Source organism: Labrys monachus (assembly GCF_030814655.1).
GTDB classification, from domain to species: domain Bacteria; phylum Pseudomonadota; class Alphaproteobacteria; order Rhizobiales; family Labraceae; genus Labrys; species Labrys monacha.
Genome location: NZ_JAUSVK010000001.1, coordinates 1,381,392 through 1,405,532 on the forward strand (window position 1 = coordinate 1,381,392; position 24,141 = coordinate 1,405,532).

Consider the following 24,141-nt stretch of genomic DNA (forward strand, 5'->3'; position numbering starts at 1 on the left):
AACGCCGGAGGAGCCGATGGCTTCCGTCACCCTTAGGGCCGTCTCCAAGCATTGGGGCGCCTTCACCGCCGTCGAGGCCGTCTCGCTCGACATCGCCGACGGCGAGTTCATGGTGCTGCTCGGCCCGTCCGGCTGCGGCAAGACCACGACGATGCGCATGATCGCCGGCCTCGACGACCCGACCGCCGGCGAGATCCTCATCGGCGACGGCGTCGTCAACGATGTCTCGCCCGGCGACCGCAACCTCGCCATGGTGTTCCAGAATTACGGCCTCTACCCGCATATGACCGTCGCCGAGAATATCGGCTATCCCCTCAAGGTGCGGCGTGTCGCTTCGGCGGAGCGCGAGCGGAAGGTGCGGGCCGCCGCCGCCCGGGTCGAGCTGGAAGCCTATCTCGAGCGCAAGCCGCAGGCCCTTTCCGGCGGCCAGCGCCAGCGCGTGGCGCTCGCCCGCGCCATCGTCAGGACGCCGCGCCTCTTCCTGATGGACGAGCCGCTCTCCAATCTCGACGCCAAGCTGCGCGTCTCCATGCGCGCCCAGCTCAAGCATCTCCAGCGCGAACTCGGCACCACCACGATCTATGTGACGCACGACCAGGTCGAGGCGATGACGCTGGCCGACCGCGTCGCCGTGATGTCGAAGGGCAGGCTGCAGCAGGTCGGCTCGCCCCTGGAGATCTACAACCGGCCGAAGAACGTCATGGTGGCGGAATTCCTCGGCAACCCCTCGATGAACCTGATCGCCGCGGCGATCGAGGCCGGGCAGATCCGCCATCCCTCCTTCTCGCTCGCCATCGGCGACCTCGCGCCCGGGCCGGTGACCGTCGGCCAGCGGGCGGAGGACATGCGCATCGTGCCCCCGGACCAGGGTGATTTCCGGGCGGAGATCTTCGCCGCGGAACTGCTCGGCGACGCCACGATCATGACGGTCCGGCTCGGCTCGTCGCTCGTCGCGGTCAAGGCGGACAAGGATTGTCCGGCCCGGATGGGCGATATCGTCGGCGTCACCTTCGACCGCAGCAAGCTGCATTTCTTCGATGCCGGCACGGGCGAGCGCCTCGGCGAGGGCGCGCGCGCCGCCGTCACGACGGCGATCGACAGAGCGGAGGCCGGATCATGACACGTCTGCTTCGCGGCATCACCTGGGACCATCCGCGCGGATACGACCCCCTCGCCAAGGGCGCAGCGGCCTTTGCCGCGCTCCATCCCGGCATCGAGGTCGAGTGGAGCCGGCGCAGCCTGCGCGATTTCGGCGTCCAGCCGGTCGAAGTGCTGGCCGAGCAGTTCGACCTCCTCGTCATCGACCACCCGTTTTCCGGCCGGGCCCGCACCAGCGGCTGCCTGCGGGACCTGCGCACGCTCCTTCCCGCCGACTTCCTCGCGATGCTGGAGCGGGAGAGCGTCGGCCCCTCGACGCGCTCCTATGATTTCGGCGGGCTGTGGGCGCTGCCGACCGATGCGGCCGCGCAGGTGGCAAGCTATCGGCCCGACCTCGTCGCCGCGCTCGGCTTCGACGGGCCGCCGCGCCGTTTCGAGGAGGTGATCGCTCTCGGCGAGACGGCGCGCCGGAGCGGCAAATGGCTCGCTTTGCCGTCCTGCCAGAGCGACGCCGCCTGCCTCGTCGCCTCGCTGTCGGCCAATCTCGGCGTGCCCATCGCGCCCGGGCGCGAGGATCTCCTGCCGCCCGAGGTGTTCGAGACGGTGCTCGGCCTCCTCGAACGCCTGATCGCCCTCAGTCATCCGGAGTCCACGAGCTGGAATCCGATCCGGACCTATGACGCGATGACCGCCGGCGACGACATCGTCTACGTGCCCTTCGGCTTCGGCTATAGCAATTATTCGCGTGCGGGGGGCGCCCGGCCGCTGCGGTTCACAACCGTCGCCGGACCCGGCGCGGACCCGGCGGCCGGCGCCATCCTCGGCGGTGCGGGCTGCGCGGTCTCGGCGCGATGCGCAGACATCGAGGCGGCGGCGGCCTACCTCACCTGGCTGCACCAGCCGGCCTACCAGGCCGGCGATTATTTCCGCAATGGCGGCCAGCCGGGCCTGCGCACCGCATGGACCGATCCGCAGATCGACCGCGAGGCGGGCTCCTTCTTCTCGGGCACGCTCGAAACGCTCGACAAGGCCTTTCTGCGCCCCCGTTTCGACGGCTTCATCCACGCCTTCGAGCATATGGGCCTTCTCGTCCATCGCTGGCTCGCCGAAGGCGGCGACCGAGCCGCCGTCATCCGTTCATCCAACGATGCCTATGCGCGTGCGCAGGACGCCGCCCCGGCATCAGCCTAGAGGGTCGATACCATGCCGAAAGCGCTGCAGGACGTCACCGTCCTCGATTTCACCCATCTGCTCCAGGGCCCCTTCGCCACCCAGCTCCTGGGCGACATGGGCGCCGACATCATCAAGGTCGAGCGGCCCGGCCAGGGCGACCTCTTCCGCACCATGACTTTCAAGAACCGTTGGGTCGGGGGAACGGAAAGCCCGAATTTCCTGGCCTGGAACCGCAACAAGCGCTCGCTCGCCATCGACCTCAAGGCGCCGGAGGCCAAGGAGATCCTCTACAGGATCGCCGAGAAGGCCGACGTCGTCATCCAGAACTTCCGCCCGGGCGTGCTCGCCAAGCTCGGCTTCGGCTATGAGGACTTCAAGGCGGTCAATCCACGCATCATCTATTGCTCGGGCTCCGGCTATGGCGACAGCGGCCCCTATGTCGCCCGGCCGGGCCAGGACATGCTGATCCAGGGCCTGACCGGCCTCGCCGCGGCGACCGGCCGTGGCGACGGCGCCCCGACGCCGGTGGGCTCGGGCTTCGCCGACCAGATCGGCGCCATGAACATGGTCTACGGCATCCTCAGCGCGCTCTACTGGCGCGAGCGCTCCGGCGAGGGACAGGAGGTCAAGGTCGACCTGATGTCCGGCCTGCTGCAGCACCAGCACCAGGAAATGCTGTGGGTGATGAATTTCGAGGAGAACCTGGAGCGTCCCCATTCCTCGATCGGCCATCCCGGCATGGACGCGCCCTTCGGCGTCTACCCGACCTCGGATGGATGGGTGACCATCGCGATGAGCCCCTACAAGAAGCTGATCGGCGTCCTCGATCGGCCGGATCTGCTCGTCTATGACGAGCCGCAGCTGCTTTTCGACAAGCGCGACGAGATCTGGGCGAAGATCGCCGAGGAGACGCGAAAATGGACGGCAGCGGACCTCCTCGACGCCATGCTTGCCGTCGACATCTGGTGCGGCGAGATCAAGCGCCATCTCGACGTGGTCGACGACCCGCAGGTCCGGCACAACGGCCTGATCACGACCTACGAACATGCCAGGGCCGGGACGGTCAAGGTCGTCGGGCCGGTGGTCCGCATGAGCGCCACGCCGCCGGCGATCGACCGGCCCGCGCCGATGGTCGGCCAGCATACCGAGGAGATCCTGCGCGAGTTCGGCATCGGCGAGGACGCCATCGGCGACCTCGAAGCCCGCAAGGTCGTGGCGCAGGCGGAGTAGGGCCTCCCGGGAGCGCGGACATCCTGTCCGCTGTTTTCCTCTGCGAATTTTGGTAGGGGGCCGGCTCAATGTTCGGGAAGAGGCGGAAAAGACGTCCGCGATCCCAGGAAGCATATACAGGACGACATGAACGATCTTCCCGACAAGCGCCCGCACATCGTCTGCTCGGGCGCCGCATCCTTCGATTCGATCTTCCGGATGGAGAAGCTGCCGACCGGCCCAGGCAAGGTCCTGCCCCTCGACGCCATCGAGGTCGCCCACGGCATGGCGGCGAGCGCGGCGGCCGCCATCGCCCGGCTGGGCGGACGGAGCACGCTGTTCTCGCGCGTCGGCGAGGACGGCGTCGGCGCCAGGATCATCGCCGATCTCACCGAGGCCGGCATCGATTGCGCCCATGTCCGCCGCGTGCCCGGCGTGCGCTCGCCGATCTGCACGGTGCTCGTCGATGCGACCGGCGAGCGGCTGGTGGTGCCCTTTTACGATCCGGCGCTGGGCCGGGACCCGTCCTGGCTGCCGCTCGGGCTCGTGGCCGGTGCCGATGCGGTCCTCGTCGACGTGCGCTGGCCCGAAGGCGCGGCGCTCGTCCTGAAGACGGCGCGGGAGGCCGGCATCCCGGCCGTGCTCGATGCCGATGTCGGCCCGCCGGCCGTGCTCGCTTCGCTCGCTGCGCTGGCGAGCCATGCCGTCTTCTCCGAGCCTGCGGCCGCCCTGCTCAGCGGCGAGGTCGCGCCTGCGGCTGCCCTGCCGGTGCTCGCGCGCCGCTTCGACGGATTCCTCGCCGTCACCGCGGGGCCGGACGGCTGCTGGTGGCTCGACCGCGAGACGGGTTCGATCGAGCAGCTGCGTCCGCCGCCGGTGGTCGCGGTCGACACGCTGGCGGCGGGCGACGTGTTCCACGGCGCCTTCACGCTCGCCCTGGCGGAGGGAAGCTCGATCCGCCGGGCGATCGTGTTCGCGAATGCGGCCGCCGCGTTCAAATGCCGGAGCTTCGGCGGCCGCCTCGGCACGCCCGGCCGGGAAGAGGTCGAGGCGGCGCTGTCCACGATGGGAGACCTTGCATGACTACCGATGACCTCTCCACCGACCATCTGCGCCGGCGGCTCGCCGAGGCCGCCATCCTGCCGATCCTGCCGGTCTCATCGCCCGATGCGGCCCTGGACGAGATCGACCGCATGGCGGCGGAGGGCATGTCCGCCGTCGAGATCCTGTTCCGGACGGCGGAAGCCGCGGCCGTGCTCGCGAGGGCGAAAGCACGCCATCCGTCGATCCTGTTCGGTGCGGGCACCATGCTCAACGCGGCGAATGTCGAGGCCGCCGTCGCGGCCGGCGCCGATTTCCTTGTCAGTCCCGGGCTGACACCGAGACTGCACGCGATCGTCGCCGACGGCCGCCTTCCCCACATCCCCGGCGTCCAGACGGCGTCGGAGGTCATGACGGCGGTGGAATACGGCTACACGCTGCTGAAATATTACCCCTCGAAGGCCTCGAACGCCCCCATGGTGCTGGCGGACTACGCCAACATCTTCCTTGGCGTCGGCTTCGTGCCGACCGGCAATATCGACGCCTCGATGCTGGCGGACTATGCGGCCGTGCCGAACGTGGTCGCGGTCGGCGGCACGTGGATGCTGCCGTCCCGAAAGCCGGCGAGCGATCCCGAGCTCCAGGCCCAGGTCGCGGCGTTCAAGGCAGGGCGCCGCTGAGCGGGAACGCGCGGCACAAAAAAAGACGGCCGGGACAAGCCCGGCCGTTGCTTGGATCAAAGTCCAAAAGTCATCATCCAGAGGGGAACGTCGAAGGGCAGACTCACCATCGGGAGGAGGATGGGACCGCGCCGTCGACAGAGGTGAATTTAAAGGAATCAGACGCCTGAGCAATGCTGCATTGCACATACCGGCTCTGCGTGCCGTGCATATGGGCAATGAGGGAAGAAAGGAGGCATCGGCATCGCCCATTTTGATGGATGGTGCCGAAAATTTGTGCGTCCCGTGGCTTGGGTGAAAATCGCCGGCGATTTTGCTGTTCCTGCTTGCGCAGATCGCCGATGATGCCGGCAAAGAGCCGCGGCCGTCCCGCGGATGGTTCGCCATCCCGGAGATGCCCGTCGCCGAAGGTTGCCGCAGGCGCTGCGGCTTCGCACCGGTGGAGGGATCAGGGCCGACGAGACTCGAGGAATGGGAAGGAAAGCGATCGTGGACAGCATCGCCCGGCTGCGGCGGGACCTGGAGCGAATCGAAGGGGTCTGCGGGACATGGTTCGAGTGGACGCTCGAGAACAGCGAAATGATCCGCACGCTCGTCGTCGAAGTCGATTTCGACACCGATCCCGATTCGGAGGCGTTCGGTCGCGATGGCCTGCATGAGATCGAGAGCGCGGCCCTGAACGTGATCATGGATGCGTCTATTCCCACCACGCATCTCAAGGTGGTGCCCGCGCGCGGAGCCCGGCGGGCGGAGCCGGCCGGGGGGACGAAGAGCGCATGACCGCCTCCGTCACGCGGCGCCGGCCGATCGTGCCGGAAGGTCCATGATGGCCGCCCGCCTGGCCCCCGTCATTCCCCACCGTCGTCCCGATCGTCGAGACCGCCCATGCCTGCACTGGATTTGAACCGACGAGGCTACAGCATCGACGCCATGCGCCTCCTGGCGCGCGGCGTCCTGCCGCGCTTCGCCTTCGACTTTGCCGATGGCGGCGCCGAGGACGAGTGGACGCTTCGCCGGAACGAGGCGGCGTTCGACGATTTCGCCATCGTCCCCAAGCCGTTGAACGGGGCAGGGGAGCGCGACCTTTCCATCTCCCTGTTCGGCCGGCGCATCAGCATGCCGCTCCTCGTCGGGCCGACCGGCCTTGCCGGCCTGTTCTGGCCGCGCGGCGAGGAATGCGTCGCGCGCGCCGCCGCCGCCGCCGGAACGGGATTCTGCCTGAGCCACGGGTCGGTGTGCACATTGGAGGATGTCGCCGGCGTGGGGGCATCGCCGCGATGGATGCAGGTCTTCATCTATCGCGACAAGGAATTCACGCGGGAGCTGACGCAGCGGGCCCAGCAGGCCAATTATGACGCGCTGGTCCTGACCATCGACAACCAGCATCTGGGCAAGCGCGAACGCGACATCCGCAACGGCTTCGGCATTCCGCCGCGTTTCGGACCGGTCGCCCTCGCTGAGATGTCGCTGAAGACCGGCTGGTTCTGGCGCATGCGGACGGAACTGCCGCGCATCACCTTCGGCAATTACGTCCGCCCCGGCGAAACCTCCGACATGAAGACCCTGGCGGGCCGCATGGCCTCCCTGCTCGATCCGGCGATGTCGTGGACGGATGTGGACGCACTTCGCGCCCTCTGGAGGGGGCCGCTGATTCTCAAGGGCATCCTTCATCCTGACGAGGCGCGGGAAGCGGTCGAGCGCGGCGTCGACGGCATCATCGTCTCCAATCACGGCGGGCGCCAGCTCGACGGCGCGCCCGGCTCCCTCGACATGCTGCCGGCGGTGGCGCAGGCCGTCGACGGGCGCATTCCCGTGTTCCTCGACGGCGGCGTGCGCCGCGGGGCGGACATCGTCAAGGCGATCGCGCTCGGCGCCACCGCCTGCCTGATCGGCCGCCCGCAACTCTGGGGCCTCGCCGTCGCCGGCGAGCGGGGCATGGCCCATGTGCTCGACATCTACCGGCGCGAGATGGATCGCGTCATGGGCCTGGCCGGCCTGCGCTCCGTCGACGAGATCGGCCCCGACCTCCTCAATCCGCCGGCCGGCCCTTCCGCCCGCTCGTTTCCACCTCGAACGTTCATCAAATAGCGAGTCAGCCATGATCGAAGATCCCCCGCTCCTCCAGATCCGCCGCCGTTTCAACCGGCCGACCGCCGCGCAGGTGCAGGCCTTCGCCGGCCTGCAGACGGGCTTCGTGGTCGATGCCCTGGGCGGGCGCGGCGCGCTCGACAGGCACGTCAAGCCGATCGGCGGTTCCGCGCCCTTCTGCGGCGTGGCCCTGCCGTGCTTCTGCGGACCGGACGACAATCTGGCAGCCTTCGGCACGCTGTCGGTGGCCCAGCCCGGCGATGTCGTCCTCGCCGCCGCCGAAGGCTTCGACAAGGCTGCGGTGATCGGCGACCTCATGCTGGGCATGATGAAGAATGTCGGCATAGCCGCATTCGTCACCGATGGATGCGTGCGCGACCAGCGTGGCCTCCAGGCCGTCGGCCTGCCCTGCTACGCCGCGGGCGTGACGCCGAATTCGCCGGTCCGCAACGGCCCGGGCACCGTCGGCTTTCCGACCGTCGTCGGCGGCGTGACGGTGAGGGCCGGCGACATCGTCCTCGGCGACGAGGACGGGGTGGTGGTGGTGCCGGCCGAGCGGATCGAGGCGACCATCGCCCGCATCGAGGTCGTTCGCGCCGCCGAGGCCGCTTTCGAGGCGAAGGTGAAGGCCGGCCTGAAGATCCCGGACTTCGTCCAGGCTCTCATCGATTCCGGGAAATTTCTCGACGTCGACTGACCGGCCTCGCCGGCCCGTCCGGCGGCGTTCCGCTCCGGATCCCCCTGTCGGCGCGTCCCTGCGTTCGCGCCGATCCGTACGTCGCGCACGCCTCAGGCCGGCAATTGCAGGTCGAGCTGCGGGGTGGGGTCCGGCGCGTCGTCGGCGAAATTGGACAGGCTCACGCCGAGCAGGCGGATGCCCTGCACCGGCGGGAATACGCTGCGCACCAGCTCGATGCCGACCTGGCGCAGCCGGGCCTGTTCGCGGACCGGTGCGGACAGGGTGCGGCTGCGCGTCGCCTGTCTGAAATCGGCATATTTGATCTTCACCGTCACGGTGCGGCCGAAGGCGCCCGCCTTCTCGCACCAGGCCCAGACCTCGTCGGCCATCGCCTGCACGCCGGCCTCGATCGCGCCGGTATCGGTGAGATCCTCGGCGAAGGTCGTCTCGGATCCCGACGATTTGCGCGGCCGGTCGGGAATGACGGCGCGGTCGTCCTCGCCATGCGCGATGGCGTGGTACCAGGGGCCGGACTTGCCGAAATGGCGCTGGAGGAAGTCCGCGGACTGGTGCCTGAGGTCGGCGCCGGTGAAGATGCCGAGCCGGTTCATCTTGGCCGCCGTCACCGGGCCGACGCCATGGAAGCGGGCGATCGGCAGGTCGGCGACGAAGGCCTCGCCCATCGCCGGCGTCACCACGAACTGGCCGTTGGGCTTGCGGTGGTCGGAGGCGAGCTTGGCGAGGAACTTGTTGTAGGAGATGCCGGCGGAAGCCGTGAGCCCGGTCTCCTCCAGGATGCGGGCGCGGATTTCCGCCGCGGTGGCGGACGCCGTCGGGATGCCGCGCAGGTTGGCGGTGACGTCGAGATAGGCCTCGTCCAGCGAGAGCGGCTCGATCAGCGGCGTGTAGTCGGCGAAGATGGCGCGGATCTGCCGCGACACCGTGCGATAGACCTCGAAGCGCGGCGGCACGACGGTCAGCTCCGGGCATCGGCGCAGCGCGGTGCTCATCGGCATGGCCGAGCGCACGCCGAAGGTCCGCGCCTCGTAGCTCGCAGCCGCGACGACGCCGCGCTTGCCGGCATGGCCGACCGCGAGCGGCCTGCCGCGCAGCCCCGGGTCGTCGCGCTGCTCCACCGACGCGTAGAACGCGTCCATGTCGACGTGGATGATCTTGCGGATGGCTGCCGTGCCCATGACGGAAGCAAACATAGCAGAAGAACGGATCGGAAACAGGCCTCGCCTTGCACTTTCCCGCAGGCGGGGTGCCGTCACGCCGATGCGGCGCTCCTGCTTCGATCCGCCAGCAGCGCCTCGGCGGCGGCCACGCCCGTGCGGTAGGCGCCGTGGGCCGTCGAGAAATCATGGCGCGAGCAGGCCTCGCCCGCGAAATAGAGGCGCTCGGGAATCGGCTCGGCCAGCAAGGCGCGCTCGTCGGCATGGCCGGGGAGCGCCTGCGAATAGCTGCCGAGACTGTGGGGATCGCCATGCCAGGCCGTCGCCGCGATCGGGCTGAGCCCCTTCAGGACATCGGCGCCGAAGAGCCCCTCGAGCTCTTCCAGCGCGAAGGCGGTGAAGGCGGGAAGGCCGCCCTGCTCCAGGGCCTTGGCGAGCTCGCCGCCGAAATAGCCTTCGATGACGGGCCGCCCGAGCGGCTGCAGGCTGTATCCGCCGGTGCCGACCCGATCGGTGCGTCCGAAGAGATGGGCGTCGCGCGGCAGGGATGCGGGATCCTCGACCGCCAGCAGGAGCTTGTCGGCGACGCCGAGCGCGATGTTGTGGGCGGCACCGAGCTTGCGCGGCAGGGCCGGCGAGAAGCGGATGCTCTCGGTCGCCAGCAGGGTCGGCGGCACGGTGACGATCACGGTTTGCGCGACGACGACGCCCTGGGAGGTTTCGAGCCGGACATCTCGGCCGCCATGGTCCACCAGCCGGACATGGCAGTCGAGGCGGGTGGGCACGTCGCGCCCATAGGCGGCGATCAGCGCGCCATAGCCTTCGCGCACGCGCCAATTGACGCCGGTATCGGCATAGCGGGCGTAGTCGACGACGGACAGCCGGTCGAACTCCACGCCGTTGATATAGGTGCTGACGGCGTCGAGCAGCCCGTTCCAGCGGTTGCCCGGCTCCAGATAGTCGGAGGCCGGCGCGTCGGCATTCCCTGCGGCCGCGGCCTCGATGCGGGCGTAGAAGGCTTCGGACGCCCGGTGGAACGCCGCCTGATCGCTTTGGCTGAAACCCAGATTGCCATATTGGCGGTCCCAGGTCGGCGCGGTCGGGTCGAGTGTGAAGCCCTGCTGTTCCGCAATCGCACGGAACGGGTTCCTGTCGGCGGAATGCAGCCAGCCGCAGCCGAGATCGAGCGGCATGCCGGCATGCCGGACCGTCCAGGCACGCCCGCCGATCCGGGCGCGCGCCTCCAGCACGAGCGTATCGACGCCCGCATCGATCAGCGCCCGCGCCGCGGCGAGCCCCGCGGCGCCGGCGCCGATCACGATCGTCGGTAGAGACGGGCTGGTCATGCGTGAATTCCCGACATCGCCCGGCGGGGCGATCCATGCTTTCGAGGCACGATAGAGGAACTCGCATGGCCCGGCGAGCCCGGCTTCGCCGCATCCGCCGTCACCCTGGCCCTCGTCGCCGGACAGCCGGGGGCTTCGTCCCTCCGGCGTCCGCGTTCGGCCGACACGCCGGCGATCACTGGGTCTGCGATGGGGCGCCCTGCGTGTCCGCCGGCTGTCCGGCCTGCGGGATCGCCGCGCCCGACGAAGCGCCCGGCAAGGGCATCGGGATGGTGACGCGCACGACGTCGCCCGGCTGCACGGCGGTGCCTTCGTCGGCCTGCAGGCGGGATGTGTGGCCGTCGGCGGCGCGCACGATGGTATAGGTGGGAGGCGCCGAGATCTGCTGGGTGGCGTCGCTGCGGCCGGTGGCGATCGCCTCCTGGATCAGGCCGCGCGCGGTCGCGATCTTGGCGGCATCCTGCTCGATGGCGGCCGCGGTGTCGCGCAGGCTGCCTTCGATTTCGGTCTTGCGGGACTGCTGGAGATCGATGCCTTCCCGCTCGGCCTTGGACATTTCCTGCTGCGCGCGGATGCGCTGCGTCGCATTGTCGACGACGGCGGCCTGGGCGTCGGACACGCTGCTCTGGAGCGCGAACTGGCGCGAGCTGAGGGCCAGGCCCTGATTGACCAGGCCGCTGATGCTCTTCAGCTCGCGCATGGCGTTGTCGAGCTGCTGGTCTTCGGCGGTCTTCTTTTCATCCAGCGAGGCGATTTCCTTGGTGTAGAGGTCCTTCAGGCCGGCGATGGCGGTGAGCTGGGCCTTGAGCTGGTCACGGCGGGCCGCCATGATCGTCTGCTCGGCGGCGATCAGCGCCGGGCCGTCCGGGCTGCCCTTGAGCGCGTCCGGCACGGCGATCGTCGTCGCGCCGGCCTGTTCCGCTTCGAGGCGCGCCTTGCGGGCGAGCATGCGGCGCAGATCGAGATTGGCGTTGTCGAGATCGCCCTGCGCGTTGATGGTGTCGCGGCCGAGGCGCATGTTGGCGACGTCGGGCGGACGAAAGAAACCGCCGGCGATGCTGACCGCCTGCAGGACGCTGAGGTCCGGGCGGTAGCTGTACTCGCCGGGCTTATCGACGTCGCCGAGCACATAGATCGGGCGGAACTGGACGACCTCCACCGACGTGCTCGGCTGGATCAGCAGATTGGCCCGCGTCTTGACGAGATCCGAGATGGCGGTCGCCAATTCGCCAGGGGTCTTGCCGCGGGCGGGGACGTTGCCGATCAGCGGCAGGGAGATCGCGCCGTCGGCGCCGACCGAGTAGTCGCCCGTCAGCTCGATCCATTCATAGAGCTGCTTCTCGCCGGCCTGCCAGTCCACCACCTTGATGCGGACCTTGTCCTGCGCGCCGAGGCGATAATCCTCGGCCCAGGCGGGAAGGGCGGCGCCGAGACAGGACGCGGCCAGCAAGGCGACGGCGGCGAGACGTTTCAGGATCGATGGATTTTGCATCAGGCCTCCACATAGGCAATGACGGCGCGAGCGGGGCGCCGCATCGCGGACGGCAGCATTCCCGCCACCCCGCGCAGGATCACGAGATCGTCGGGCGGGAGCGGCCGCAGATATTTGAGGCCCACGACATAGACGGCCGCGGCCACGGGTATGGCGACGAAAAGGGAAAGCGGTCCGCCGATGGCGGCCACGCATATGCCGGCGCACAGGGAGGAGAGCGCCGAAGCGGCGAAGAGGCGCCCGAGTGCCGCGAAAGGCAGCGGGCATTTCAGACGGCGTACCACGAACCAGCATCCGATCGCGACCATGGTGAGCTGGATGAAGGCGCGCCCGGCCGCGGCGCCGAGGATGCCGAAGACAGGCACGAGGAAGAAGCCAGCGAGCACGGCGAGCACGCCGCCGAAGAGCGAGGTCGCGAAGATGAAATCGCTGCGTTCCATGGCGTAGAGCAGGTTGGTCGAGATCACCGTGGAGGCGGTGATCGCCGCCGCGCTGACCAGGATGATACCGGCGGGCACCGCCTCGGTGAAGGCATGCCCGTAGAGCAGCGGCAGCAGGACGGGCATGATCGCCACCATGCCGAGGCAGGACGGGAAGATCAGCAGGGCGAGGAGGCGGGTTCCGGTGGCGCAGGCCTCCTTCATGGCGTCGAGCTCGCCTCGTCCGTGCTGTTCGGAAAAATGCGCCAGCACGCCCGTGGTCAGCATGATTGGCCCCTGCGTGGCGAAGCTCGACAGGGCCATGGCGACGGTGAAGATGCCGACCGCGTGCGGGCCCCAGCTGCGGGCGAGGAAGAAGATCTCGATGCGCGACCAGACGAACGCATTGGCGACGTTCGCCGCCCAGGCGAAGGTGGCATAGCGGCGAATGCGCTGGCGTAGGTCGGGATCGATTTCACCCCTGCGGCCGATGAAGCGCAGGGAGGCGAGCCCAGGCATGAGCTGGCCTGCGATATAGCCCACCAGGGCACCCGTCACGCCGGCGACCAGGCTGCCGACCGCGACGCTGGCGAGCTGCACGCCGAGCGACAGCGTGGCGAAGCGGGCCACGGTACCGAAGGCCTGCGACCCGCGCAGATAGGCGTAGCTGTAGGTGCCCAGCACCTGCATGGCGATATAGACGGCCATCAGCGCCAGGAGTGTCCTTTCGCCGCCGAGCGGGGTCACGCCGCCGTCCTGGATGCCGACCCATTGCGTCAGCGCCGGGAAGCTCGCGACGAGGGCGACGATCGCGACCGCCACGCCCACCGAGCAGAGAAGCACCCGGTAGAGGTAGCCCGACAGGGTCTCGGCGAGGGCATGCTCGCCCCGGCCGCGAAATTCGGGGGTGTAGCGTCCGATCGATGCCTGCATGCCGATATCGACGACCGGCGCGAGCGTCACGACGATCCAGATGATGTAGGCGACCGTGCCCGTTCCCGCGACGCCGAGCGCCCGCGCCACGATGATGCCGCACAGGAAGCTGGACAGGCTCGTGGACATTCCCGCAACGGCGCCGAGCGCCGAGTTGCGTGCAAGCCGGCCCGGCTTGGCTTTCTCGGGAACAAATTCGGTTGTGGCTGTCAAGTTACGACGGCGCTCCTGTTGCGTCTCTCATTTCGAGAATAGAACGAATCTAAAACGTAAAGTTTCCAAGGCAGATAAAGTTATCGTGAGCGTATATTGTGTCAATATTGTATAGAATATTAACGACTCAAGGAGGAATTGACGAATTTTCTTGATGTTGGAACATAATATCGTCAACTTCTCTTGAAACTATTCATGGGTGTCGAAATCGGCGGCGACACGCCGCTCAACCGAAGGACATCCAAATGCGCAGACTGCCCGGCTTGATATTCATGACTGGCATGGCCTTTATTCTGGCAGGGCCGGTCCGGGCCGCCGAAGGCGACAGTCTTGATCTTTCGCAGTACAAGGTGACATTCGACGAGCCGTTCGACAGCCTCAGCGTTTCTCCCTGGGGACCGGGAACACGCTGGATCGCCCATATTCCCTGGAACGGCGCCTTCGGCGACGCGAAGTTCGTCGATCCCCGTCCGGGCTTCCCCTTCGCCGTCAAGGACGGCATCCTCAGCATCGAGATGCGCAAGGGTGACGGTCCGAAATGGCTTTCCGGCCTGCTCGCCTCCGTCGACGCCAAGGGCCAGGGCTTCTCCCAGCAATACGGCTATTTCGAGATGAGGGCCAAGCTTCCGGGAGGCCCGGGCGTGTGGCCGGGCTTCTGGCTGATCGGCCTCGACCGCTCGAGCCATACCTCCGAGATCGACGTGATGGAGCATTACGGTTCGATGCCGGACAAATACACGGCGTCGGTGCATGTCTGGGATCGGAAGAATCCGAAGCAGAGCGTGTCCGATCACCAGCGGGTGCCGGTGCCGGAAGGCTCGCTCTATCAGGACTTCCACACCTATGGCGTCAGCGTCGACGCGACGACCATCCGCTTCTACTTCGATCGCAAGCAGGTGTGGGAGAAGCCGACCCCGCCGGAATTCCGCCAGCCCTTCTATATTCTCGTCGATCTGAGCTGCGGTGCGGGCTGGCCCACGGCCGGCATGCCGGACCCCTCGGTGATGTATGTCGACTATGTGAGGGCCTACGCGGCCAAATGATCGCGGGCATGCCGATCGCAGGCCTGACGGCATTCGGCCGCTGACCGCGGCCGGATGCCACCGGCGCAGGGCGATCACGACAGGACGCTCCCGACCACGGACAGGAAGGCGTCGACCTGGCTGTCGAGATCGATGGCGGCACGCCTGGAATAGGCGAGGGCGGCGGCGGACTTCTCCGCGTGGCAATCGCCCTCCTGCCACAGCTGGCGCAACGCCTCGGCCCAGATGGCGGCCGGGGCGTCATGGGGCAGGATGGTGCCGCCGGGGCCGACGGCCTCGGGCAGGCCGCCGCGATTGCTGGCGAGGACCGGAATGCCGCTATATTGTGCTTCGGAGGCGACGCGGCCCCATGTCTCGGCCTGCCACTGGCTCGGCACCAGCAGGACGCGCGTATCGCTGTAGACCGGCCGCATGTCCGAGGCGCGTTCCATCAGCGTGACGTTCGGAAGCTGCGCGACGCGCCGCTTGAGCGCCATCAGCTCGCGCGGAGAGAGCGGCCAGCCCTTGACGAAGCGGAACGGGATCTCCGGGCACAATTCGGCCAGCGACAGCGCGAGTTCGACGCCCTTGACCGGCACCGGATTGATGAAGGTGACCGAACGGCCGACGGCCGCCGTCCTGTAGCGCTCCGGCCGGAAGACCGGCGGAATGATGTGCGCCTTGATGCCGAAGCGGGCCTCGAGCAGCCTCGCGGTGAACTCCGAATTGGCGATATAGGCCTGGAAGGGCAGGTCGGCGGCCTCGCCTTGCCAGCGCACCTTGCCCTCGACGAATTCCAGGCCGTGCAGATAGGCGATCGAAGGGATGCCGCGCTCCCGGAAGGCCTTGCCGAGCCTGACCATGTTGCCGTTCTGGACGATGGCGACCTGCGGCAGGGGCAGGCCCTTGAGATCCGTCCACGGGCGGAGGGAGCGATGCACGGGATAGCCTAGCTTCCCGTCGGTCCACAATTGCGCGCCGCGCAGGCGGTTGGCGACGGCACGGAATGCGCCGAAGCTGTCGCGCAGCGACAGCTTGCACAGCACCGAGGCCGGATAGCCCCTGGCGATGACTTCCTGCGCCAATTCGTGGGTGTTGACCTCGACGCCGCCATAGGCCTGCGGAATATGCAGCGTGCCGGTCACGAATAGGAGCTTGGTGCCGGCCGCCGCCTGCGCCGCGACCGGAGCAGTGGCGTCGTTCAGGATCATGGTGTCGCTCATGCCGCGCTTCCCCATCTGATGGAACGGTCCGTCGGTTCGGGGCGGCGGTTCTCGCCGGCGAGCAGGTCGGCGTAGAGGCCGAGCAGGGCGTCCGTCCATTCCGCCTGGGTCGGCGCGAGGCGGTGGGCCTCGCGATGGGCCCGCAGGCTCATCTGCGCGAGCAGGGCATCGTCCGCCGCCAGCCGCCCGAGGGCGCCGGCCAGGGCGTCGACGTCGTGGGGGTCGCAGGCGAGGCCGAAGCCGCCTTCGGTGACGTCCTGTGCGAGCATCGCATAGCTCGGCACCACGATGGGCAGGCCGCTCGTCAGCGCCTCCATGGCCACCAGGCCGAAAGGCTCGCGATAGCGGCTCGGCATGACCAGCGCCCGAACGTCCGCGATCTCCTCGACGATCTCCGCCCGCGTCTTCCAGCCCACGCGCTCGGCCTCGGGATAGTCGCTTGCCAGCATGGCATCCAGCGGACCGCCGCCGATGATCTTCAGGGGCACGCCCGCCTTGCGCGCGGCCGCCGCCAGGAGATCGGGGCCCTTGTCCGATTCGAGCCGGCCGACGAAGACGAAGGTGCGGTTGCGCTCGGCCTCGATGCGCTGGCTGCGCCAGGGCGCGGCGGGATTGCGCAGGGCTCTGAGGCGCGCTCCGGCGAGGCCGCCGCGGGCGAGATGGGGCAGCATGCCCTCGTGCACCGCGAGAATCGTGCTGTCGCTCCGCCCCAGATCCGACAGGAGGCGGCGAACCCCCTGCCGGGCCGAGCGCCACAGCTTGTGTGCGTAATGGCGCCGGTCGCAATTGGTGCCGAGGCAGGCGAGACTCATGGGCGCGAGGTCGCAGGGCTTCTCGGTGCGGAAGTTGAAGAAGCCGCCATTCGGACAGACGAGGAAGAAATCGTGGGCGTTGACGACGAGGCGCGGCGCCACCGGCTTCAGCGCACGGAAGATCGAGGGGGACAGCACCTTCGACCAGCCATGCAGGTGGTAGACGGTGTCGGGCGTGTCGTTGCGGGCGATCCAGGCGGCCAGGAAGCGCTCGGCGGCGCCGTTGTAGAGACCGTCCAGCGCCGCCTTCACCCGCGGTCCGCCGAGGATATGGGTGCCGCCGAGGGGCACGATCTCGAAGCGATGGCCGAGGGCGGCGGCCTGCTCGCCGCTGTCGCCGCTGATGAAGGTCACGTCGACGCCGCGCGCCTGCAGAAGCTCGGCCGAGCTCAGGGCGATGCCGGTGGCGCCGCCCCGGGCGAAGGAGGCGTCATTGATGACGACGACCCGCCCGGGCACGGCGGGCGCCCGGGTCCCGGTTTCGATGCGCTGCATCGTTTCGATCATTCTGCGAATCCCGTTCAGAGGGAAAGGACGCGGCCCGGGCTGAGCCGTCCGGTCAGGAGGTCGAGGAGGGCGCGGCTGTTGCCCGATATGCGGCCGCGACGGTCGACATGCGGCTCGGGCCTGATACTGCGGACGAGATTGGCGAGGACGTTGCGGGCCGCGATGGTCAGGGCTTTGGCGGGCGAGCAGGTCCCCTTGCGCATCAGATAGAAGGGATTGGCGATCTGCGAATAGCCGAGGCGGGTGCCGGTCTGCCGGCCGCCCTTGACGCCGAGATGCACGCCGCGCGTCGCCGCCGCCTTGATGATGCGTCCGTAGCGGGCGAGCTGCCGGCTGAAGTCCACGTCCTCGAGCCAGCCATAGAGCGGCAGCTTCTCGTCGAAGCGGATGTTGTGGCGGCGCACCGGATCGAGCCGGATCGCCATGTTGCAGCCATAGCCGTTATAGACGTCTCGGACATCCTCGATGTCGTGGGGATCGCCGGCAGCGGCGTCGATGGCGGTGCGGGCGCTGGCGAAGTCGAGCCCCGGCCCGAGGATGCCGTCGGCGAGCACCCGGCCCGTCGTCATCACCACGTCGGGATAGCGGGCAAACAGGGTTTCGACGAATTCGAGATAATGCGCGTCCGGGATGAAATCATCGTCGAGAAAGACGACGATGTCGGCCGCCTCGAGGTTTTCCATCAGGTAATTGCGCTGGGTGGTGAGGCCGAGGCGCCCGATCAGGAGCCGCACGTCCGGATGGAGGTCGGCGATATTGCCGACGTCGCGCTCGGTCGGCGCGCAGACGAGGATCTCGTCGGGCCGGCGCGTCTGCGCCTTGATCTCGCCGACCGTCCGCACCACCACGTCCGGCCGGCCGATGGTGGCGAGCGCGACGGCCAGCCTCGCCGGCCGGGCCGGCGCCGGGCCTGGCTGCCCGTCGGCAGCGACGGCCTGTCCGGCCGCGGAGAGGCGGGCCGCCGGTTCGTCGGCCGTCATGAGGGAAGCGGACATGCCGGGGCTCAGGCCCGCTTCCGGCGTGAGATCGTGCGACGCGCCAGGATTGCTGCTCATCATTCGGTCCAGATCTTGCGGTCACGGGCGCTCATCTTGTTGACGACGACGCCCAGGGGGTTGGCCCGGATGGCGCGCAGCGACATCGCGGCATGGGAAAGCGCGCCGGCGGAGGTCCGGCCATAGGTTGCGACGAGGACGATGCCGTCGAGGAACGGCGCGATGGCCCGTGCGTCCGGCGAGGTCGCCAGGGCCGGCAGGTCGAAGATGATGGTGTCGAAGTTCTGGCGGATGTCGTCGATGCGCAGGGCCGACTTCTCCGATCCGATGCGGTCGCCGGGCGTCGCCGCCGATTCGGCCTTGCCGATCGGCAACACGAAGAGGCCGCTGCGGGTCTGGGGAAGCACGAGGTCGGCCAGGCGGGCGCGGTCGTCGAGCACCTGCATCAGCCCCGCCTCGGCGTCCGGCGCGAAGTTCCGGCTCACGGTCGGATTTTCGAGGCTGCCGTCGACCAGCAGCGTGCGGTTGCCGGAAACGGCGTAGAGCACTGAAAGGTAGCTTGCGATCGTCGTCGCTCCTTCGCCCTTGTCGACGGAGACGATGCCGATGCAGCGCGATTTGCGGCCGATGAGGCCGGCATTGATCGAAGCCTTGATCTGGCGCAGGTCGACGGTGAGCGCGCGCTCGTTGTCGGCGGGGGATTCGGGCGTCGCGCCCTCGGCGCCGTCCGGCCCGGTCTTCTTGCGGGCCTTCTGGGCGGGGCGCCCGAGCCGGCCCACCGTGCCGAGGCAGTCGAGGCCGGTTTCCTGTTCGAGCTGGCGCGGCGAGCGCAGGCCGCGGTCCATGCTGCGGCGGGCGAAGCTCACGCCGGTGCCGATGAAGGCGCCGAACACCGCGGCGAAGAGGATGACGAGCGTCGGCTTGGGCGTCGGGGCGCTCGGCTTGGACGCTGCGGAGATGACACGCGCGTCGGCGACCGGGAAGGACACTTTCTGCACCGCCTCGGTGAATTTCTGCAGGAAGGTCTCGTAGATCTGGCGGTAGGTCTCCGAGGCGCCCTGCAGTTCGGCGAGCTTGGCGCTGGCGTCCCCGCTCGACGTCTGCGCGTCGCCCATCGCCTTGTAGTGCTCATAGGCGCGCACGGCATCGTTCGCCTGCCCGCGCAGGGCGGCGAGGCGCTGGTCGAGCCATTGGCTGCCCTTTTCCAGGGCGTCCGATTTGGCGTTCAGATCCTGCTCGATATAGGCGTCCGCAACGGCGTTGGCGATCAGGGCCGCCTTGTCCGCATCGTTGGACCGGAACGTCGCCTGGATCAGGTAGGACTGGCCGATGCGATGGGCGTCGAGACGGCCCCCGAAGACGTCGAGCGCATAGCGCATCGCCGCCTGGGCCCGCTGCTCCGGCGTGAGCGGCGGAGGTGCCGCCTTCAGCCAGGAGGTGAGATAAGAGAGGATGCCCCCGCCCGACGGCTTGAATTCGGGGTCGTCGAGCAGATGCAGCTTGTTGATGACGATGGTGGCGACCGCGTCGGACTGCACCACCTGGGCCTGGCTGTCGACCTGCGCGAAATCGAGAGGATCGGTCTGCTGGGTCGAGTTGTCGAGGATCGTGTGCGCCTTGTTGGGATCGATGATCAGGCTTGCGGTGGCCAGATAGGTCGGCGTCGCCAGAAGAACATAGGCGAGCGCCAGCACGGCGCAGACCACCGCTCCGCCGAGGATGGCGGTGAGCGAGCCGCGCAGGAAACGCCCGACCTCGCGCAGGCTCACCGCCCGCTCGGGCTGACGCGCCGTATCCTGGACGAAGCCGACGACGCCGTTCGGGGAAACGGGATTATACATCGCGTTCTCTTCCTGTCCTCGCCGGGCCGGACCTCAGAGAGGCGACGTCGGCCGGGACGTTTTCAAGGGCTGCGGGGTAGGGGGCCGGAACGAAAGGTCCGGCATGAAGGGCGGTTCTGCTCATGCTGCGCTCCCATGCATGGCGGGGGTGCGCTCCACCGCCCGAAGCTGTGGAACGGCGGCCCGCCGGCCGCGCGCCTGGAGCGCAAGGCCGCCGGCCAGTCCGGCGAAAGTGTAGAAGGGCAGGCCGAGGTCGACGCCAGGCGAGCCGATGAGAGCGGCGATGACCAGCGCCGTGCAGGTGGAGATCGCAGCCCGGCCGATATGGTCTTCGTCGGTCAGGGCCGGTCCCGTCCGTCGCGCCACGGCCAGGCTGCCGAACAGGGCGCCGAAGCCGAACAGGCCGACGACGCCGAGATTGGCGAGGATGGCGAGCACCAGCGTCGAGGCCCGCACGCTGCCGAGGCCGGTGCCCATGCCGAGGGTGTCGAGCGTGTTGCGCCAGGCCTGGGTGTTCCAGCTCGACCGCTCGATGCCGGACTGGGTCGTCAGCTTGTTGGTGACGGCCGCGCTGAACAGGTCGTTGAAGATCGCCAGCACCGAGGGCCGCAGCGCGGCCAGGGCGAGGAGGGCCAGCGCCGCCGTCACCTCGGCGATGAGATAGACGAGCATGCGGCTGGTGGCGTCGCCGCGGGACAGCTTGGTCACGCATTGCACGGAAACGATGAGCGAATAGGCGGCGAGCGTCGCGTAGACCGTCGTCGACGTCGACAGGACGAGCGTCATCAGCAGCGCGATCGAGAGCGTGAGCGTCCACGCGCCGCCGACCCCTCTCAGCCAGAGCTGCAGGCAGAAGGCATAGAGGCCGACCGTGGCATAGCCATAGGCGCTCGCCTCGGAGAAGGACCCGACGATGCGCTTGAATCCGCCGATCTCGCCGTCGTCCAGCAGGCGGTAATTCGCGTTGCGGATGAAGGCGAGCACGTCCGGCGCATGGGTGACATAGGTGACGAGATCGGCGACGGCGAAGAACAGGTCGAGGCCGGCGGCGACCATTATCGCGCGGACGACGATACGGGTGCCGCCCCTGATGACCAGTGGGGGGATGGCGGCAAAGCAGAGGAGATCGCTGGCGAAGTAGAAGGTCTGCGTGATGTTGGCGGCGCCCGGCTTGAGGGCGGTGGTGATGATATGGCCGCCTTCGGCCGAGCGCGAGGGCGAGAACACCACGGTCGCGCCGGAGAAGAGCCGCGGCAGCAGCACCGCCGTCAGGACGCCATAGGCCACGAGCATGAGCAGCCAATAGCCCGGACCGGGCCAGGTGAGGCTCTGCATCGCCAGCGACAGGCCCTTGGGCTGAAGCATGACGGACAGCGCGAAGAAGGCGAGCATCAGATGCACCGGCTGGATGCTGGTGCCGCCGAGAGCCGGCAGCTGGATCGCCGCCGCGGCGCCGAGCAGGGAGAAGCTCGTGAGAAAAAAAATGCCGAGCAGCGGACCGAACCAGAGCACGAGAAAGCCGGCCAGGAAGGTCACAATGCCGATCGGTTCGATGCTCATGCGGAACCTGCCGCCACGATGGATGATACGAAGGCCAGGGGCTCGGCCCCCGAGGCGGAGGGATCGGTCCGCCGCTGCTCGATGGCCCGCGCCAGGGCGTCGGCCAACCGGTCGATCCCCGCTTCAGCGTCGTCGAGCGTGCGCCGGCGGATATCGGCGTTCACCCCTTCCGCCACGCCGCGAACCATCAGCGCGCCGATGCCGCCGACCGCGGCGGCATCGAAATCGACGATGTAGGGAACGCGCCCGACCGCCTCGAAGAAGGCATCCAGCTTGCTGTCCCAGCGCAGGCCGATGGACGGCACGCCGTAGGAATAGGCGACGATGCCCGCATGCAGGCGGTGCGACACGACGCCGTCGCAGCCGGCGATCAGTTCCGCCAGGGCGCGCGGCGTCGGCGGGCGGGGCGCGACGGCGACATGGGCCTTCGCCCCGCCGGCGCGCAGCAGCCGCTGGCGAGCGGCGGCGATGAAGGCTTCGTCCTCCCCCGCTCCGTTCGAGAAGCACAGGACGTCGAAGCCGCTGGAGACCAGCATGTCGACGATGCGGCCATACTGCTCGATGCCGTCGGCCGTGCCGGTACGGTCGGCGCCGTGCGAGTGATGATGGTTCAGCACGACCGGATGGGTGATGCCGACGCCGATGAGGGCCCGCTCGCGGCCGGGCCTCGGCGGCGACGGCCACAGCCTCGCCGCGAGCAGGCCGGGATCGCGGCAAAGCTCGGCCGGTCGCTCGCAGTAGGCGCACAGGTTGGAGATCGACTGGGCGTCCCGCACGGCGAGGTGGGCGAGCGACGGCGCGTTGAGCAGAGGCGCCAACAGGCGGCGGCCCCGTTCGGAGCGGCTTTTGGCGACGCCGACGCCGAACACCGCCGTCGGCATGTGGCGCCGATGGCATTCGTCGGCCGCGGCTGCGAGCTTCAGCGGGAAATTGAGATCGCCGTCCTGGATGAGCTGGCCGCCGCCGAACACGGCGGCATCGGTGCCGGCCAATGCCCGGCGCCAGGCGGGCTTGAGCCGGCGCTGCAGCAGGCGGCCGAGCGCGAACTCGACGACCTTGTCCCGCAGCGGCCCCGGCAGGCGCTGCAGCAGCGCGAGCTTGAGCCGGCGCAGGCCCGCTCCGGAGGGCGCGACATAGTCCTGCCGGCCGGCGAGATCGAGCGAGCGCACCTCGGCATTGCCGAGCCGGGCGGCGAGCGCCCATTCAAGGCACAGCGCGATGACGCCGTCGCCGAGATTGGGGCTGTATTTGACGTTGAAGACCGCCACCCGCATCGGCGGGCGCTCGACCGGCGGCGTGCCGCCGGCGACCTCGTGAAGCCCGTCAGCCATGCAGCCCTCCCACTCGCGCGGGGGCGGGGACGAGCCCGATCTCGCCGGCAGCCGCCGGCACCGGCGCGGCATTCTCCGCCAGGGCCTGATTGATGAGGATCTCCATCTCGCGCCGGAAGCGGGCGGGATTGAAGCGCTGCGCATGGCGCAGGATCGCCGTCCGGTCGAGCGGCATGGTATCGAGGCGTTCGACCGCTTCCATCAGCGAGTCGACCGTCTGCTCCTCAAAGAGAAGCCCCGTCGTGCCGTCGAGCACCGTTTCGGTGGCGCCGCCCCGTCCGAAGGCGACGACCGGCCGTCCGCTCGCCATCGCTTCCACCGGGATGATGCCGAAATCCTCTTCCCCCGGGAACACCAGCGCGCGGCAATGGGCGTAATGGTGGCGAAGCACGTCGAAGGGTTGCGGACCCAGGACCTGCACCGTCGGGCCGGCCATGCGGGAGATCTGCTTGAGCATCTCGCCGCCGCCGATCACCACGAGCTTGCGGCCGGAGCGGTTGAAGGCTTCCACCGCCAGGTCGGGCCGCTTGTAAGACACGAGTTCGCCGACCATGAGGTGATAGTCGCCGATCTCCGAATCCGGCACCGGCGAGAAGTCGTCGACCGCCACCGGAGGGTGGATCACGCGGGCCTGGCGCCGGTAATATTTGCGCACGCGGTTGGCGACCGTATGCGAGTTGGCGACGAAATGATCGACGCGCGATGCCGAGCTCTCGTCCCATGAGCGCAGATAATGGCTGAGGAGCGGCATGGCCAGCCTCGCGACCGGGCCGGCTCCCTCGCGGTAGTCGTGATACATGTTCCAGATGTACCGCATCGGCGAGTGGCAGTAGCAGACATGGACGCTGGACGGCGGCGGGATGATGCCCTTCGCCGGGCCGGACTCGCTGGAAATGACGAGGTCGTACCCCCGCAGGTCGAGATGTTCGAGCGCAAGCGGCATCAGCGGCAGGTAGGATTTGTACATCTTCGCCGCCCTCGGCAGGCGCGCGATGAACGAGGTCTTGATGCTGTGCGCCTTGAGACGGTCCGAGATCGCGGAGGGAACGACGACGTGGGTGTAGATGTCGGCGTTCGGAAACATATCGCACAGCGCCTCGAGGACCTTTTCGCCCCCGCGCATGCCGACGAGCCAGTAGTGGATGATAGCGACCCGCACGCAGTTCTCCCTGGTACCGGCGTGTCCGATGCAGGCCTCGCATGCATATGCGATAGCTGGCACGGGCGGACGCCGGAGATCTGAGATGATGTTCGGGGACAATTCCCCTGAGAGCGTGACGTCGCCGCTCGATTTTCCGCGCCGG

20 protein-coding genes are annotated in these 24,141 nt (G+C 68.5%); 9 read left to right on the forward strand and 11 right to left on the reverse strand.

The annotated features are described in order from the left end of the window. The first annotated feature begins 16 nt into the window (after positions 1 to 16). From J3R73_RS06060 to J3R73_RS06095, 8 genes are all read left to right on the forward strand, one after another. Positions 17 to 1,120 (forward strand): ABC transporter ATP-binding protein, encoded by a 1,104-nt coding sequence (locus J3R73_RS06060; RefSeq protein WP_307423728.1) that lies wholly within the window; start codon positions 17 to 19, stop codon positions 1,118 to 1,120. Then, a complete protein-coding gene (locus J3R73_RS06065) occupies positions 1,117 to 2,289 on the forward strand; it encodes an extracellular solute-binding protein (RefSeq protein ID WP_307423731.1) in 1,173 nt (390 codons plus the stop codon). The genes J3R73_RS06060 and J3R73_RS06065 overlap by 4 nt, the downstream gene beginning before the upstream one ends. A 12-nt stretch (positions 2,290 to 2,301) precedes the next feature. Next, entirely contained in the window at positions 2,302 to 3,501 is a 1,200-nt protein-coding gene (locus tag J3R73_RS06070; protein ID WP_307423734.1) for a CaiB/BaiF CoA transferase family protein, read from the forward strand. Between the two features lie 126 nt (positions 3,502 to 3,627). Beyond that, the gene (locus J3R73_RS06075; RefSeq protein ID WP_307423736.1) at positions 3,628 to 4,563 is read left to right on the forward strand and encodes a PfkB family carbohydrate kinase; all 936 of its coding nucleotides are present in this window, start codon (positions 3,628 to 3,630) and stop codon (positions 4,561 to 4,563) included. Next, positions 4,560 to 5,201: a bifunctional 4-hydroxy-2-oxoglutarate aldolase/2-dehydro-3-deoxy-phosphogluconate aldolase gene (eda, locus tag J3R73_RS06080; protein ID WP_307423738.1), complete on the forward strand. Its 642-nt coding sequence runs from the start codon at positions 4,560 to 4,562 to the stop codon at positions 5,199 to 5,201. The genes J3R73_RS06075 and eda overlap by 4 nt, the downstream gene beginning before the upstream one ends. A 489-nt stretch (positions 5,202 to 5,690) precedes the next feature. After that, the gene (locus J3R73_RS06085; RefSeq protein WP_307423740.1) at positions 5,691 to 5,981 is read left to right on the forward strand and encodes a hypothetical protein; all 291 of its coding nucleotides are present in this window, start codon (positions 5,691 to 5,693) and stop codon (positions 5,979 to 5,981) included. Positions 5,982 to 6,086: 105 nt separating this feature from the next. Continuing rightward, positions 6,087 to 7,289, forward strand: coding sequence for an alpha-hydroxy acid oxidase (locus tag J3R73_RS06090; protein ID WP_307423743.1), 1,203 nt, complete (start codon positions 6,087 to 6,089; stop codon positions 7,287 to 7,289). A 10-nt stretch (positions 7,290 to 7,299) separates the two neighbouring features. Beyond that, complete coding sequence (locus J3R73_RS06095; protein ID WP_307423745.1) at positions 7,300 to 7,986, forward strand: RraA family protein; 687 nt, start codon at positions 7,300 to 7,302, stop codon at positions 7,984 to 7,986. A gap of 92 nt (positions 7,987 to 8,078) precedes the next feature. On the opposite strand, the gene dinB is transcribed toward J3R73_RS06095, so the two are convergent. From dinB to J3R73_RS06115, 4 genes are all read right to left on the reverse strand, one after another. Further along, positions 8,079 to 9,164 (reverse strand): DNA polymerase IV, encoded by a 1,086-nt coding sequence (gene dinB / locus J3R73_RS06100; protein WP_307423748.1) that lies wholly within the window; start codon positions 9,162 to 9,164, stop codon positions 8,079 to 8,081. A 74-nt stretch (positions 9,165 to 9,238) separates the two neighbouring features. Next, entirely contained in the window at positions 9,239 to 10,489 is a 1,251-nt protein-coding gene (locus J3R73_RS06105; RefSeq protein WP_307423751.1) for a flavin monoamine oxidase family protein, read from the reverse strand. Positions 10,490 to 10,664: 175 nt separating this feature from the next. Further along, positions 10,665 to 11,981: a polysaccharide biosynthesis/export family protein gene (locus tag J3R73_RS06110; RefSeq protein ID WP_307423753.1), complete on the reverse strand. Its 1,317-nt coding sequence runs from the start codon at positions 11,979 to 11,981 to the stop codon at positions 10,665 to 10,667. After that, positions 11,981 to 13,546, reverse strand: coding sequence for a lipopolysaccharide biosynthesis protein (locus J3R73_RS06115; protein WP_307423755.1), 1,566 nt, complete (start codon positions 13,544 to 13,546; stop codon positions 11,981 to 11,983). Before J3R73_RS06115 ends, J3R73_RS06110 begins: the two co-directional genes overlap by 1 nt. Positions 13,547 to 13,791: 245 nt before the next feature. On the opposite strand from J3R73_RS06115, the gene J3R73_RS06120 reads away from it, so the two are divergent. Beyond that, the gene (locus tag J3R73_RS06120; protein WP_307423758.1) at positions 13,792 to 14,589 is read left to right on the forward strand and encodes a glycoside hydrolase family 16 protein; all 798 of its coding nucleotides are present in this window, start codon (positions 13,792 to 13,794) and stop codon (positions 14,587 to 14,589) included. A 74-nt stretch (positions 14,590 to 14,663) separates the two neighbouring features. Here the strand turns inward: J3R73_RS06120 and J3R73_RS06125 are convergent, their stop codons facing one another. From J3R73_RS06125 to J3R73_RS06155, 7 genes are all read right to left on the reverse strand, one after another. Next, positions 14,664 to 15,791 (reverse strand): glycosyltransferase, encoded by a 1,128-nt coding sequence (locus J3R73_RS06125; RefSeq protein WP_307423761.1) that lies wholly within the window; start codon positions 15,789 to 15,791, stop codon positions 14,664 to 14,666. Beyond that, positions 15,788 to 17,110 (reverse strand): glycosyltransferase family 4 protein, encoded by a 1,323-nt coding sequence (locus J3R73_RS06130; protein ID WP_307423764.1) that lies wholly within the window; start codon positions 17,108 to 17,110, stop codon positions 15,788 to 15,790. The genes J3R73_RS06125 and J3R73_RS06130 overlap by 4 nt, the downstream gene beginning before the upstream one ends. 14 nt (positions 17,111 to 17,124) lie before the next feature. After that, complete coding sequence (locus J3R73_RS06135; protein WP_307423767.1) at positions 17,125 to 18,165, reverse strand: glycosyltransferase; 1,041 nt, start codon at positions 18,163 to 18,165, stop codon at positions 17,125 to 17,127. Beyond that, positions 18,165 to 19,946, reverse strand: coding sequence for a polysaccharide biosynthesis tyrosine autokinase (locus J3R73_RS06140; RefSeq protein WP_307423771.1), 1,782 nt, complete (start codon positions 19,944 to 19,946; stop codon positions 18,165 to 18,167). The genes J3R73_RS06135 and J3R73_RS06140 overlap by 1 nt, the downstream gene beginning before the upstream one ends. A gap of 120 nt (positions 19,947 to 20,066) precedes the next feature. After that, positions 20,067 to 21,506, reverse strand: a complete 1,440-nt coding sequence (locus tag J3R73_RS06145; protein ID WP_307423775.1) for a hypothetical protein — start codon at positions 21,504 to 21,506, stop codon at positions 20,067 to 20,069. Continuing rightward, positions 21,503 to 22,837 (reverse strand): polysaccharide pyruvyl transferase family protein, encoded by a 1,335-nt coding sequence (locus tag J3R73_RS06150; protein WP_307423778.1) that lies wholly within the window; start codon positions 22,835 to 22,837, stop codon positions 21,503 to 21,505. Before J3R73_RS06150 ends, J3R73_RS06145 begins: the two co-directional genes overlap by 4 nt. Then, positions 22,830 to 23,996 (reverse strand): glycosyltransferase, encoded by a 1,167-nt coding sequence (locus J3R73_RS06155; protein ID WP_307423782.1) that lies wholly within the window; start codon positions 23,994 to 23,996, stop codon positions 22,830 to 22,832. The genes J3R73_RS06150 and J3R73_RS06155 overlap by 8 nt, the downstream gene beginning before the upstream one ends. Between the last annotated feature and the right edge of the window lie 145 nt (positions 23,997 to 24,141).

Coding starts and splice junctions, on each gene's coding strand:
- J3R73_RS06105 (WP_307423751.1), bottom strand. CDS start 10,489: ATGACCAGCCCGTCTCTACCGACGATCGTGATCGGCGCCGGCGCCGCG.
- J3R73_RS06125 (WP_307423761.1), bottom strand. CDS start 15,791: ATGAGCGACACCATGATCCTGAACGACGCCACTGCTCCGGTCGCGGCG.
- eda (WP_307423738.1), top strand. CDS start 4,560: ATGACTACCGATGACCTCTCCACCGACCATCTGCGCCGGCGGCTCGCC.
- J3R73_RS06110 (WP_307423753.1), bottom strand. CDS start 11,981: ATGCAAAATCCATCGATCCTGAAACGTCTCGCCGCCGTCGCCTTGCTG.
- J3R73_RS06130 (WP_307423764.1), bottom strand. CDS start 17,110: ATGATCGAAACGATGCAGCGCATCGAAACCGGGACCCGGGCGCCCGCC.
- J3R73_RS06060 (WP_307423728.1), top strand. CDS start 17: ATGGCTTCCGTCACCCTTAGGGCCGTCTCCAAGCATTGGGGCGCCTTC.
- J3R73_RS06070 (WP_307423734.1), top strand. CDS start 2,302: ATGCCGAAAGCGCTGCAGGACGTCACCGTCCTCGATTTCACCCATCTG.
- dinB (WP_307423748.1), bottom strand. CDS start 9,164: ATGGGCACGGCAGCCATCCGCAAGATCATCCACGTCGACATGGACGCG.
- J3R73_RS06120 (WP_307423758.1), top strand. CDS start 13,792: ATGCGCAGACTGCCCGGCTTGATATTCATGACTGGCATGGCCTTTATT.
- J3R73_RS06065 (WP_307423731.1), top strand. CDS start 1,117: ATGACACGTCTGCTTCGCGGCATCACCTGGGACCATCCGCGCGGATAC.
- J3R73_RS06150 (WP_307423778.1), bottom strand. CDS start 22,837: ATGGCTGACGGGCTTCACGAGGTCGCCGGCGGCACGCCGCCGGTCGAG.
- J3R73_RS06145 (WP_307423775.1), bottom strand. CDS start 21,506: ATGAGCATCGAACCGATCGGCATTGTGACCTTCCTGGCCGGCTTTCTC.
- J3R73_RS06075 (WP_307423736.1), top strand. CDS start 3,628: ATGAACGATCTTCCCGACAAGCGCCCGCACATCGTCTGCTCGGGCGCC.
- J3R73_RS06090 (WP_307423743.1), top strand. CDS start 6,087: ATGCCTGCACTGGATTTGAACCGACGAGGCTACAGCATCGACGCCATG.
- J3R73_RS06095 (WP_307423745.1), top strand. CDS start 7,300: ATGATCGAAGATCCCCCGCTCCTCCAGATCCGCCGCCGTTTCAACCGG.
- J3R73_RS06135 (WP_307423767.1), bottom strand. CDS start 18,165: ATGAGCAGCAATCCTGGCGCGTCGCACGATCTCACGCCGGAAGCGGGC.
- J3R73_RS06140 (WP_307423771.1), bottom strand. CDS start 19,946: ATGTATAATCCCGTTTCCCCGAACGGCGTCGTCGGCTTCGTCCAGGAT.